Consider the following 13035-nt stretch of genomic DNA (forward strand, 5'->3'; position numbering starts at 1 on the left):
TCCTGTTCAATCCTAATAATTAATCTTTCGTAGTCGAATCTTAAACGTTGTCCGCTCATACGGCTTGCTTCGCAGTTCAATCGATCCACCTATCGCTTCAACAAGCCGCTTCGTAATTGTCAGGCCAAGTCCGCTGCCTTGAAAAGCCTTGTTGCGGGAATCTTCCAACGTATACATACGCTCAAACACCTGATCCACGTGCAGCTCGTGAATCCCTTTCCCCTTATCCCAAACGGACAAGAATGCCTCTTGCCCCTTACCCGTTACGGTAAGCCCGAGCTCTTTGCCGTCACCTCCATGCTGAATCGCATTAGAGATCAAATTATTCAGAATTCGGTTAAGTGCCTCCTCATTTCCCCATACATACAAAGGCTCATCGGGTATATCGATTGACACCTTAAAACCTCGTGTTGTCAAAATATCATAATATTGCAGCATGCTCATTCTACAAATTTCATTTAAATAAATCTTTGTAATCGGAATATCTTTGTCGCCCGACTCCAGCTTCGCCAAGTCAAAAAACTGATGGATCAGATCCAGCACCTCAAGTGTCTTGCGGTGCACGTTGCCAAGCAGTCTTTCCCGTTCGCTGGGCTCCATGCCCGGATCCAATGTGATCGTCTCCAAGTAACCAAGCACGACAGTAAGCGGTGTCTTGAGATCATGGGATATGTTAGAAAGCATCTTCTTGGTTGAAATCTCAATCCGCGCATGTGCTGCCAGAGACTTCTGATGGAAGTCCAACAGCTCATTGATCTCGTTCAGCACACCGATCAGTGAATCGTCATCGGTAAAGACCAGTACTTTCTCGCTCGTGGGCTCTGACATAATGACGTGCAGCTTGCGTTGAATATGTTCGAGAGCATGACCTCGACGTCGGATGAACTGGTATTGCCAGGCAATGACGATTATCAGTATGACAATTACAGCTATTAATATGTACGTCACCTTCTCACCCTTCCCATTTGTACCCAATCCCCCACAACGTTTTAATATAAAGAGGTTCGGAAGGATTATCTTCTATTTTCTCGCGCAGCCGCCGAATATGAACATTAATCACATTCTCATCGCCATAATAGTCATCCTGCCATACAAATCCATAGATTTGCGCCTTTGTAAATACACGATTCGGGTTCATGATAAATAACTTCAATATGTCAAACTCCTTGGATGTTAACCGAAGCTGCTGATCATACTTAAATGCTGCAAAATTGTCCACGTCTACTCGCAAAGCTCCAAAACGGAGTTCCTGCGGAATTCCTATTTCGGTTTCTTGTTCGACCGGTTCCCGATTGGCATATACGGTGGACCGCCGGATGGCAGCCTTGATCCGTGCTGCAATCTCTATCATCGAGAACGGCTTCGCGATATAATCATCCGCTCCGAATCCAAGCCCGAGCGCCTTGTCTACGTCACTGTCCTTTGCAGACATAATTAGGATAGGCACTGCACTGCGCTCGCGAATCAGCTTAATAACTTCAATGCCATCCAGCTTAGGCATCATAATATCTACAACAACGAGCTCGTAGTTGGCGCTAGCAAACTGCGCCATGCCCGCTCGGCCGTCATAAGCGGTATCTATCAGGTATCCTTCTTTTAAGAGATACTGCTTTAGCATGTCGACAATCTCATGATCGTCTTCCATGATTAAGATACGATGAGACATTATTCTTCTCTCCTCTTCCAATTATGCCAACTCTATATTATACCCCGTATTATATACTACTGACTGCTAATCCTCCTACTTCTCCTAATAAGCCATATGAATGTCGCGACGTCAACAGCACAAAATAGTAAATCCAATCACAACTCGTCAATATTTACATACCTTGTTAATGAAGGGATAGTGAGCGCTTCTATCACCTCTCTTTTGCTGCAATTCTTTATTTTAGTTACTGGACAAGCTTACTGTCCCCTATTAAAGCTAGCTGTAAAGGAGGATAGCGATGAACAATAGAAGATTCAAAGTGATTGTGTCTATATTAGGCAGCATCCTGCTGTTTATGTCGTCAGTGTTGGGGAGCAGTGCATCACCTTCGTCTGGTCAGTCAGCGATATCGGAAGTGCACTCTCTCCCCTCAGCCAACATTGAAGGGTCCTTTTCCGGTGTCACCGCACCTATCGGGGTCAATGTCCGATCAGCCCCCAGCTTGCGGGCCACGATTGCTTATACGATTGCCGGCAACACCAGCGTCAACTTTGATGGCTGGGAGCGAGGCGATATCGTAAAAGATTATTGGACAGGGATCGATGATGATCGCTGGTTTTATTTCTTTAAAGATCAGAACAAGTATTATGTCGCTTCAGGATTCATTAATGGCAACCCCAGCGAACCAGGCAGCAGCGCAGCTGTACCCGACATCCAGCAATTGATGAGCAATTGGTGCTGGGCCGGCGTATCCGTTGCTGTGTTGGAGCACTATGGAATTGATGTCACACAGCAGCAGTTTGTCAGTTATGTAAAGGGAGGCTCTTATAACTATCCGGCAACATCTTACGAGATTAAGCAGGGGCTGCAATATTACAGTGTCAAAAGCAATCTATTCAATTCCATACCCTCACTACAATGGGTCAAAGGTCAATTGGACAAAGGCCAGCCAATGATTACGTTTATTAGCTGGACCAACGGGTCGAACATTGGTCATTTTCTCGTATTGGATGGATACAATTCCGGCGTAAACGGGACGAACTATGTAAGTTATATGGACCCCTGGTATGGTGACCACTATTCACATACTTTCGATGCTTTTAAAAGCAACAATCGCTTTACATGGGAAGGCACGATTAGCACAAGCAAGTAATGAAGGAGGGTTGAATGGATGAGATCCTATATTTTTTTGCTATTGGGGCTGTTTTTATTATTTGGAGCCATCGTATATATAACGGTTAAAGATGCTACGTCAGAACGCCCTGAGCAAACCGCATTGATGGACTATGTATGGAATATGCAGTCTGATAAGGAGAATTTGTCTACAGCAGCCAGCAAGTTAACCTTATCGCGGTTTTCCTTGGCCATTGATGACACGTTGACGGCAGATCGTATCTACTCGTATAAAGGCAATAGGATAAGTGAACTGCTGCGTCCTACTGGTGAACGGCTTTGGTTTGCCATGAATGAGCAAGCACCAGAAGGCATCATCATTGCCAATGTGAAGGAGCCGGTGAGAATGGGCGGAAAGTATCGCAGCCTTGATCTCTTTCACCTCTACAACAAAGTAAGAGCGACCGTAGAGACGGATGAACAGATTCGTTATTTTGAGTTCGAAGGGCAGAGTATGCTTGCAGCTTGTCTGCCTGATAGAGAAGATATCTACTTGACGGCAAGCGCAGCTATGTTGCTGGATCTTCCGGCAGGTCAGAAAATCCCCGCAGAGCAAGTCATTGAAAAGATGAAAGAATGGATAAACCAGCGTTAATAATAGTGTTGACGTATTTGCTTAATTCCGCACAACCTTGTCATTTTAAAGCATGGGTGAAATACGGGAACAAATCGACGAATTTCTTTTAACCGGGGCAACCCGGTCTTTTTAATTTGAAAATTAAGCAACTAAATGCTGTAGTGAACGTATTGCACCATATGTAATATACTGGCATTCATGAGGTGAGAAATTTGTCTTTACACATTGATATTGTTAATTATCATCCAGATTATGGAGACAGCATTGCAGAGATGTGGAACCGCAGCCAGAGTGAATGGGGCGGAGGAACCACCGTGATGACAGGCGCTCAGGTGCGCCAGAACGAGGCGGTATCCGATTGGCTTGCGTTATTCCTTGCTGTGGCCGGCGATGAGGTTGTCGGATACTGCAGCCTAACTGAATACAAGGAAGATACCGGTGCCCTGCACATTCAGCTTCTAAATGTTCGGCCCGACTATCATGGCATGAAGGTTGGCAAGATGCTTGTGCTGCGAGCCGTCGAAGAGACGATTCGCCGCGGCTGGCCGCGCATTGACTTGTATACATGGGATGCTAACTTGAAAGCAGTTCCACTGTACAAGCGCTGCGGCTACTTCTGGGAAGACCGCGAGGATACCACGCATTTTATGAACTTTGTACCTCAGATCGTTAATTGTGAAGCCATCGCGCCTTATATGAAGGGAATTGATTGGTACGCCGATTCAACACGCACAATTGAAGTGATTCGGGACGGGCAAGTGGATAATGGGTTTCATACCTATACATACGCCTGGAAAAATAAAGAGAAAGAGCTGCGTGTCGACATTGAACGAAGAGGAAGAGGCATCTGCCTGATTGAAACGGAAGACTACCTTTTATCCGCAACGGCAGAGCAAGCAGAGCCTGTATTCGGGAAGGAATATACCGTACAATACCGCATCGTCAACAAATCGGGCAAGCCGCTTCGAATTGACTTCAAAGGCGAATCTGATCGCAATGTTACGTTCAACTGGGAGCAATCCGTTGAAGTATCAAGTGAACAACGATTGACTGCACGTTTCTTTGTTGACGTTATTGATAAAGAACAGAGCGAATGGCGAACTTGTCCGACGGTTCGCGCCAATGTTCTCATTAACGGTTTAGAAGCCGTTATTCAGGTTGGCATCGTTCCCAAGTTCCCCGCGGCTGTAGCGTTAAAGATTCCGAATGAAATATACGCCCTGGGCGGTCAATATGACATGTACTTGGATATTGAGAATCATTTTCCTGAATGTGCTTCGTTTACATTTGAACTGACGCCGACACCATGGCTGGAGCTAGAGCAGCATTCGTATACCGTGAACCTGAAGCCCAAAGAACGCGCTTCGCTGCCCTTCTCTTTCCGATTGCTGGATTACGGCTTCTATAGTCAGCAGCTCAAAGTTGTTGCTGCCACAACAAGCGGTGATGAAGTTACCTTTAACAGACGAATCGGCGGCGGTTTCAGTGGTCCCGGCGGGATGTGTTATGGCGAAACGGATACCGCACATCTGGCGATGAACGGCAAGTATGGGCTAGAGTACGAAAAAGACAGCAATCAGCTGCGTGTCCACTGTCTTGGCCGTGATTCGTCCCTGATCGCATTGTCCCATCCGAAGGTAGGCAAACCTTATTCCGCCGAGTTCTCCAAAAAGCAGGCGGAATCGGTGAAATGGAAGCAAGAACGTGGTGCAGTTGGCTTCCAGCATACGTATCGGTCTGGGGAATTTGCGCAGCTGCTGCTTCATACGCATGCTTTGCTGTATGCTGACGGAACAATCAAGCTGTGGCAGGAGTTGGAGAACGACTCGCTTACTGCGACGTCTGAGCAGATGTGGATCACGCAGCGAATCCGCAAGGATCTGTACCGCAGCGTACTCCCTTATGAAGGACGAATTGTCGAGATGGGGGATTCCCACGGTGATGACTTTGATTATTGGGACGGCGATAAGATAACCGAGCCTTGGTTATTTGCTCGTGGAGATGGACTGGCATGCGGTATTTGCTGGTCAGATACGCACCAAATGAGTCTCCAAAGCTATTTCATTGATCTGGAAACTAATATGGGCATTCTGCTGCCAGGAGCCAAGCGGAGAAGCGATGATCTCATCTTGACAGTAGGCAGCTTTGACAACTGGCAGGACTTCCGCAGCTACGCCTTGAAGCGTGTCAAAGCAGATGTAACATCGCAAACTGTACGGCACGTTACGTTGACAGCTAATGGCGGCAATCCATTTGTGCAGCCTGATACGCACATGGTGCAGGCCATACTTAGAGACACCAAGCAGAATGCATGGGAAGGAACAGTATCAGCCTCATATGCCGCTAATGGGAAAGATAATGCAGCCGTAACAACCGTATCTTTAGGTGGCGATGCAGCCGAAGTCCAGTTAGAAATGGCTATGCCAGCCACACCAATTGACACAATGTGTGTCAAAGCGGTTTTGGGATCATTTTCTGAATTACATCAGCGCACCCTGTTCACCCTTGCGGCTAATGACGTCACTTCTACGTCAACTCACACGGACGTTGGGGCCATGTATGAAGCAAGCAATGGCCCTATAAGCATTAAGGTTAACGCCGACTATTTCCCAGGGCTTCATTCCTTAATGGTTAATGACCGAGAATGGTTTGACTCCAGCTATCCCACTTATGGAGTCAAATCATGGTGGAACCCTTGGATTGGGGGCATGACCGAAGCTTTGGATGAACTGGGCCCATTATCTGTCTTGAAAGAGGATCGTTCAGTCACCTTTGCGCGTTTAACAGACTCTGTTGGAAATACATGGTCTGGCCTAAGAGTACGTTTATCCGTGTCTAAGCATAGTAAGTACCGGGGTTTAATATGGGACAGCTATTATCTCATGCTGCCAGGCGTTCCCGTACTTGCCTATGTGACCGATATTTATCAAAACACAGGGACGTACCTGGCTTGCAATCAGGCTGCAACCGATATTTTTCTTGATCTGCCGCAGGGATGGCTCCTTACGTCGGATGCTGAAGGTCAACCTCTCCACTATCTGCTTGGCGAAGGAGAACTATCGGTTCGCGAACACCGTGATTATGTATTTGGCAGTAAAGACAACAGTGGTGTGCTGCAGTTGGTCACAGATGAATCCTTGATTCAACCTCAGCTCTATACCAATAAGGACGTTAACTGTCTGACGTTGAACAGGGACTTGTTACTGCCTCATGGCAGCGTTACTCGCTCAACACCGACCTTTATGGTATTTGCAGACGATGTTCTGCCGCGTGAGTCCCTGCGAGAGCTGCGAGGTATTACCTTCCCCCAAGCAGCAAAAGGGGAGGATGCTTAATGAAGATTATTGATGCGCATATGCACTTATCCCATATCGATTCTTTCAAAAAAACGGCGAGTGAGCGATCATTTGTAGAGTATTCTGTCCGAGGGCTCCTGCAGGAATATGAGCAAGCTGGTGTTGTACTTGGCATAGGCATGGGACTGACGGAAACAGACGAGGAGGGCTTCCCTGATCGGGGGGCCTCAACCCCAATGGGACTTGATATGCTGGAGGAGTATCCGCGCCAGATCGTTTATTGCCCAGGCATTAATCCGTATAAGCTGGATAAATCCGGACTGGATGCACTGGAACAAGCCATACAACGTCCCGAAGCGGTTGGCATCAAGATCTATCTCGGTTATTATCCGTTTTATGCTTATGATGACGTTTATCAGCCTGTGTACGAGATGGCTAAGACTCATCGGGTTCCAATCGTCTATCACACTGGTGACACTTACTCTGAACGCGGACTTTTAAAATACTCTCATCCGCTTACGATCGATGAGGTTGCCGTACAGCATCGTGACGTCAACTTTATGATGGCGCACTTCGGGGACCCCTGGGTACTGGATGGAGCTGAAGTTGTTTACAAAAACCGCAACGTATTCGCTGACCTATCCGGCTTGATGGTAGGTGATGCTGCAGAATGCGCGCGGCTCGGCCAATCGCCGCTGTTCTTCGCTCATTTGCGGCACGCGCTCACTTATTGTGATAACTATGAGAAGCTGCTGTTTGGAACAGATTGGCCACTTGCACCGATAGAACCGTACCTGCAATTTGTCAAAGAGCTGATTCCAGCAAGCTATCACGAAGATGTATTCTATAAGACGGCGCTACGCGTATTTCCGAAAATTGTACCACTCGTAGAGAATTAAATCACTCTATCCAACAAGGCTCCCGTCCCAAATGATCGACGGGGGCCTTCTAATTGAAGGGTTTATTTCCAATTTGCCTGCGATAAATTCATCCCCTACAGGACGTAAGGAGAATCAACTATAAAATCTAGAGGAGAGATGTATATGCAGCGCCCGCGTATGCACCCGTTTTGGCAGCGTGCTTTACTCAGTGGCGGCATTCTTTTTATTACAATGTCCTTGATCGTTGTCATCTTCAGCAGCCCTTACTATTTTCTATATCAACTTCTCGTCTGGGCAGTCATAAGTATCCTGTGTGGCATCATATTTGCATGGCATACAGATCCACTCCGCAACAAGAACGAGCCCCCTTCTAGCCCGCATCTCATTCGTGACAAAAAGAAGCTTCAATGGGCTTTGATCGGCTTGCTGCTCCTAAGCTTACTAACCATTCGATATCCTCATCATTACTCATGGTTTGAATCGGGCTTACAGTGGCTTGGCGTCCCAACTGTCTTTCCATTTGGAAACGGCAAGCTTATTCTCACGGGTCTGCCCTTATTAATTGGTCTCGTTATCTTGATCAGAATGCTTGTACGATCCTTGAACCGTCAACGCTTCTTGATTGGCTTTGCAGCTTTCTTAACCGTCACTACACTGCCGAACCAAGCTGTTGATGTATATCAGCGCTATCTAGGCACAGGTATTTATGCCATACAATCAAATAAGTCCACCCTAGCTAGCTGTCGAGTGGAGCAGATTCAGAGTCGTTGGGTAGGGGAATGTACGGTTTCAGTTCGCAATTACAGCCGACAGGAAGTTACTGCTCATATCTTACTCAAAAGAGAAGATACGGACTTTCCCTATGATTATTCAGAAATAGACTTGGGTTCTGTCACTTTTGCACCACATCTGGATGAGCATAGCACCGTGAAAGTATCTAATCTTGTATTGCCTACAGCACCGAATTACTCGGAGGAAGTATCGGGCCCAGTACAGACTTCCTTTTCTCGCATGACCATCTCGGATGGCACTCATTTGCGCGAACTGTAGCATTTTATGAAACCGAAACCTTCACCTGAAAGTACTACTTAGAAATAAAATAAATTGGAGGGGTACGATGAAAATAAGATTACTTTGTGCCTTGCTATGCTGCATCATCTTTTCAGGCTGCTCAATGTTCGAAAGCGTGAATAGCTCATTAAATTATGTGACAGAGGCTACTTCCTACGTCAATCAGGTATCCAGCTTTGCTGAGCGCGTTCCACAGCTTGTAGAGCAGGCTATTACCGATGTTGATGCCAAAGCCTCCCTGACTCAAGCCCTCGAGGAGATGAAGAATCAGATTACTTCATTTAACGGCTTGGAAGCACCTGCATTCGCTAAAGACATTCATCAGCAATTAACAGACTACAACACAGCTTTTACACAAGAAATTAACGGCCTTTTGGAGCAAGTCAATTCTGGTATTACCGACATAAACGCAATCCAAGACTCCCCATTGTTCCAGACTATTCGCAACATTACGGATACCATGGGACAAATCCAAGCGCTAGCCCCTTAACATACAACAATAACAAATTCTGCGCGGCCGCTACAGGCATCTATTCTCTACTCTGGCAGCGGCCATCCTGATTTAAGTCAGCTCGTTTACGTTTTCGAATACTCCCATGCTTCTCACCCTTGCTCACTCTTCCTTCTCCTCGAACTTTAATTCGTGCACTAAACCACTCGCTGTAAATCCAATGCTCTGATACACCTTATTCGAATTGGGGTTCGCCGTATCTGCGTACAGAATCGGCGTCAATTTCTCCTTATGCAGCAGCAAATCACACAATGATGCCACGAGCGCGCTCGCATATCCCTTCTTTCGAAACTCAGCCGGAGTATATACGCTGTTAATAGCACCATGACGTGGGGAACGAAACGTAATATTAGCGATGGATACCAATTCCCCGCCATGGATCCAACCAAACAAATTACCAGAGCTAACGAGCCGTGCAGCCAAAGGCATCTGCTCAAGTGTGTCTGCTGCCTCACCCATTGCCTCCTTTAAGAAGCCAACCATATATGCGGCAACAACAGACTGATGCTCGGAATTGACAAGTCGACACTCACCAATAACGCCCTTTGGCCGTACGATCTTGTCACAATAATAAGCCGACATCTCCATTTTCTGTCTGAACACCTTTCCTGTCACCTCTGCATAAATCTCCGCAAAAGCGCGTGCATTTTCGGGATCACTCGTTATACCAGGCAGCTCGTCGTTCTTAATCGTACAAATCAGCTCCCTAAGCTGCCTCTCACGTTCCACCACGGATACTTCCTCGTCTACCCATAGCCAAGCGTTATATCCTGGAGTCTGGGCATACAATATATTGCCTGCCTCGTTTTTATACATAATAGCGGTACCGCCATCTGCAATACGATGAAACAAACTGTACTGCACCTCATTCCTCATAAAAGGCTGATGATGAAAGACTGGATCATGTGGAAATAAAGAAGTAAACATAAGTCGATTCCTCCCTTTACGTTTGCAAAAAACCCCCGTCCCTTAACGGGATGGAGGCTGCAATGACGATCATAGTTAAGTTACGTTTTGTTTTTCTATGTATTCTAGTACAACTAGTTGGAACTATCCAGAGTTTTTGTATAATGATCTCGATAATTTCACCACTAAGATAAGTAATCAGATATGAAAAGGGCTATCACAGCGACAAGGAAAGCCATACCTATCAGATAACCAAATATTCTAAGAGGTAGCGGCATTAAACTGATGGGTACTTTCTTTAAGGGACCACCTTAAATCCGTTAAACTCATTTACACGACTAACATCATTGAAAGCTGCCATCTTCAACTTCGTAAAGTAACCCATATAACAAATTCCTAGACTGTCGCTGTGTTCTTAAACATATTGCGTTAGTTCAATTAGCTATCGTATTTCATTTTCCATTTTTCAAACCATTCTTTATAACTCATTTTGGTTACTTCCTCCAATGTTTGACCTTCAAGTGAATAAGGAGCTCCCATTTGAGCCTCGTTTCCTTGAGCAGGCATGGATGTTCCACCGATTACTTGGCCTTCACAAAGCATGACGTTGACGGTAGTTTTAATATTATATATTTTTTCTAGAGGATGGTTCTTCACTGTAAATTGATAGACCGTTATTTCTTTTCCAAAGTACTTATCAGGCTCAACGGATTGAACACCCCAACTTTGCTGATACAGTATGTTTTCGGTGCTTCCAGTAAGTTTGTTTTTTTCTAGGACATACTTTTGAACTTTACCCTGCCGAGATGTTACTTGATAACCATGTTGTTCTAGATATTGCTCAGCTGTTTTTTCATCATCACTCCCCTCCTTACCACATCCAGAAAGAACCAAAAATAAAAGACCTAGAAAAACACTTACTTTTGTAATGCGTATCATCATATCCATCACTCCCTAGTTATTATTGACGCTTCAGGTCAATACTGGGCTCTCTTAAAAATGCTTTATTGAGCCACGATTGACGTTACTCGAAATGGATGGGCGTGTCCAAAACTGGGGGCAAATGCTGCTCCAACTATCTGTCTTTTATCCAGATCACATTGACCAGCATCTGGGGTGATTTTTTCTCCCCTCAGGGAGAAGTTTTTTAAATGAGTTTACACAAATGGTTTGACAGACCCTAAACTCTACCCTCCTCTCAACCATAAAAAAAGCCCATGACCAATTCTACAGGGGGCTTTCCCCACCACTTAGAAATTAATCATGAGCAACTAATAAAAGATGACTGTTTTGCTACCTTTATCAAGTAACTAAATTATAGCATTATTCTAAATTACTTCTCCTGAGCTTAAATTCCCACTCTTCATATTGTTTCTATCCTTTTCCTCCAGCTTTGGTTCAAGCACGCTATTCGAGCTCCGCAGTGGAATCTCACGCAGGAAGAATACAAGCACAAGTGCCACAACAAGGAGCGCAGTACCTGCCAAGAATACCGTCGTTAACGAGGAGCTGAGCGCGTCACGCATCATATCGATCATCTTCGTCAGGAGCGGCTGCATCTGTTCAGGCAGCGTCTGCTGCAGTTCTTGCAGCTTCGGCTGATTTAACAGCATCTCAGGGTTAGCAAACTCTTTAAGCTGCCCTGCTACAGCCGGGTCCAGCTTCGTCATGTCAATCGCGTGGCCTGAAACTGCTGCAGATTCAAGATTGCTTTTTAAACTGGTACTCATAATGGTCCCCATCACAGCAATTCCTATCGTCCCGCCCAAGTTGCGGAACAATTGTGACGACGCTGTCGCTACACCAAGCTCTGCCGGAATAACGGCATTTTGCACAGTAAGCGAAAATACCGGCATACCAAATCCGAGACCCAGACCAAATACAATCATAGCTATGACAGCCATTGTCACGCTGTTCATGTACGCCATAATAAGCATACCAGCAATCATAATAGGCAGCCCTAGCAAGGCATACCGTTTGTATTTGCCCGATACTGTAATCCATCGCCCTGTCATTGCACTGATAATGACCATACTAATCGACATCGGCATAGTCACATATCCAGAATAGGTTGGCGAGATCCCCTCCACTCCCTGGACAAAGAACGGCAAGTAGATCAAAGCCCCCATCATGCCGGCATTCATCAAGAAACCAGACATGTTTGAGATAACCACAATACTATTCTTAAACAAGGATAGCGGTAGTACAGGGCTTTTCACACGTGCCTCAACTATAATAAACAGCAGCAAGGATACAGCCGCTGCTGCAAATAGACCGATAATCTGGGTCGAACCCCATGCATACTCCTTACCTGCCCAAGAGAATCCAAGCAATAACGGTACTATCGTTAAGGTTAAAAATAAGGAGCCCCAATAGTCAATCGACTCGGCCTGCTTGCGCTCCACCTTGGGAAACATCAATAAAATCATGATGAAAGCCACCACACCAAGAGGTAGAAAGATCCAGAACACCCATTGCCAGTCCATATGATCCACAATAAATCCGCCCAATGTAGGCCCTAGAATGCTGGAGAAGCCAAACACAGCCATCATCACACCTGTCCACTTCCCGCGTTCACGCGGTGCAAACAAGTCTCCTACTGCAGTAAAGGCCGATGCCATAATAATGCCAGCGCCAACACCTTGAATACCTCGATACGTAATCAATTGAAAAATATCGCTCGAGAATCCCGTTAAAAAGGCACCGATGATAAAGAAGACGATCCCACCTAGAATAAATGGCTTACGCCCATAAATATCAGACAGTTTGCCGACAAGCACCGTCGAAATTGTCGATGTTAACATATAAATCGTAATCACCCAAGTGTAATAATCCATACCGCCCAAAATGGCAATAATCCGCGGCATCGCGGTACTGACGATGGTCTGGTTAATTGCGGCAAAAAACATCGCTGCAACAATGGCCATCATAATCGTAACTTTTCGTTTATGAGATAAGTGCTCCAAGTCTCT

The 13035-nt window shown here is 45.8% G+C and carries 11 protein-coding genes and 1 pseudogene; 7 read left to right on the plus strand and 5 right to left on the minus strand.

What is annotated here, in order from left to right; all coding sequences use genetic code 11:
• Positions 1–12: 12 nt before the first annotated feature.
• Complete coding sequence (locus QP775_RS21655; RefSeq protein WP_285108939.1) at positions 13–948, minus strand: sensor histidine kinase; 936 nt, start codon at positions 946–948, stop codon at positions 13–15.
• Between the two features lie 4 nt (positions 949–952).
• The gene (locus tag QP775_RS21660; RefSeq protein WP_285108940.1) at positions 953–1666 is read right to left on the minus strand and encodes a response regulator transcription factor; all 714 of its coding nucleotides are present in this window, start codon (positions 1664–1666) and stop codon (positions 953–955) included.
• 280 nt (positions 1667–1946) lie between these two features.
• Between QP775_RS21660 and QP775_RS21665 the strand changes: the two genes are divergently transcribed.
• From QP775_RS21665 to QP775_RS21690, 6 genes are all read left to right on the plus strand, one after another.
• Complete coding sequence (locus QP775_RS21665; RefSeq protein WP_285108941.1) at positions 1947–2801, plus strand: C39 family peptidase; 855 nt, start codon at positions 1947–1949, stop codon at positions 2799–2801.
• Positions 2802–2819: 18 nt separating this feature from the next.
• A complete protein-coding gene (locus QP775_RS21670) occupies positions 2820–3416 on the plus strand; it encodes a hypothetical protein (protein ID WP_285108942.1) in 597 nt (198 codons plus the stop codon).
• A gap of 194 nt (positions 3417–3610) precedes the next feature.
• Entirely contained in the window at positions 3611–6733 is a 3123-nt protein-coding gene (locus tag QP775_RS21675) for a GNAT family N-acetyltransferase (RefSeq protein WP_285108943.1), read from the plus strand.
• Positions 6733–7593, plus strand: a complete 861-nt coding sequence (locus QP775_RS21680) for an amidohydrolase family protein (RefSeq protein WP_285108944.1) — start codon at positions 6733–6735, stop codon at positions 7591–7593. The genes QP775_RS21675 and QP775_RS21680 overlap by 1 nt, the downstream gene beginning before the upstream one ends.
• 144 nt (positions 7594–7737) lie before the next feature.
• Positions 7738–8625 carry an accessory gene regulator B family protein gene (locus QP775_RS21685; protein ID WP_285108945.1) on the plus strand — a complete coding sequence of 296 codons (888 nt, stop codon included), beginning with the start codon at positions 7738–7740 and terminating at the stop codon, positions 8623–8625.
• Between the two features lie 67 nt (positions 8626–8692).
• On the plus strand, positions 8693–9136 hold the full coding sequence (locus QP775_RS21690; protein ID WP_239329564.1) for a DUF6376 family protein: 444 nt from the start codon (positions 8693–8695) through the stop codon (positions 9134–9136).
• A gap of 123 nt (positions 9137–9259) precedes the next feature.
• Here QP775_RS21690 and QP775_RS21695 read toward each other — a convergent pair whose 3' ends face one another.
• Entirely contained in the window at positions 9260–10084 is an 825-nt protein-coding gene (locus tag QP775_RS21695; RefSeq protein WP_239329566.1) for a GNAT family N-acetyltransferase, read from the minus strand.
• Positions 10085–10501: 417 nt separating this feature from the next.
• Positions 10502–11005 carry a DUF4830 domain-containing protein gene (locus QP775_RS21700; protein ID WP_285108946.1) on the minus strand — a complete coding sequence of 168 codons (504 nt, stop codon included), beginning with the start codon at positions 11003–11005 and terminating at the stop codon, positions 10502–10504.
• Between the two features lie 45 nt (positions 11006–11050).
• Between QP775_RS21700 and QP775_RS25800 the strand changes: the two are divergent.
• Positions 11051–11183: pseudogene (locus QP775_RS25800) on the plus strand (IS256 family transposase); the annotation flags it as partial.
• Between the two features lie 208 nt (positions 11184–11391).
• On the opposite strand, the gene QP775_RS21705 reads toward QP775_RS25800, so the two are convergent.
• Positions 11392–13029 carry an MDR family MFS transporter gene (locus QP775_RS21705; RefSeq protein WP_285108947.1) on the minus strand — a complete coding sequence of 546 codons (1638 nt, stop codon included), beginning with the start codon at positions 13027–13029 and terminating at the stop codon, positions 11392–11394.
• Positions 13030–13035 lie beyond the last annotated feature (6 nt).

Source organism: Paenibacillus sp. UMB4589-SE434, assembly GCF_030226685.1.
Taxonomy (GTDB): Bacteria; Bacillota; Bacilli; order Paenibacillales; family Paenibacillaceae; genus Paenibacillus_B.

Coding starts and splice junctions, on each gene's coding strand:
- QP775_RS21665 (WP_285108941.1), top strand. CDS start 1,947: ATGAACAATAGAAGATTCAAAGTGATTGTGTCTATATTAGGCAGCATC.
- QP775_RS21690 (WP_239329564.1), top strand. CDS start 8,693: ATGAAAATAAGATTACTTTGTGCCTTGCTATGCTGCATCATCTTTTCA.
- QP775_RS21695 (WP_239329566.1), bottom strand. CDS start 10,084: ATGTTTACTTCTTTATTTCCACATGATCCAGTCTTTCATCATCAGCCT.
- QP775_RS21685 (WP_285108945.1), top strand. CDS start 7,738: ATGCAGCGCCCGCGTATGCACCCGTTTTGGCAGCGTGCTTTACTCAGT.
- QP775_RS21700 (WP_285108946.1), bottom strand. CDS start 11,005: ATGATGATACGCATTACAAAAGTAAGTGTTTTTCTAGGTCTTTTATTT.
- QP775_RS21660 (WP_285108940.1), bottom strand. CDS start 1,666: ATGTCTCATCGTATCTTAATCATGGAAGACGATCATGAGATTGTCGAC.
- QP775_RS21680 (WP_285108944.1), top strand. CDS start 6,733: ATGAAGATTATTGATGCGCATATGCACTTATCCCATATCGATTCTTTC.
- QP775_RS21670 (WP_285108942.1), top strand. CDS start 2,820: ATGAGATCCTATATTTTTTTGCTATTGGGGCTGTTTTTATTATTTGGA.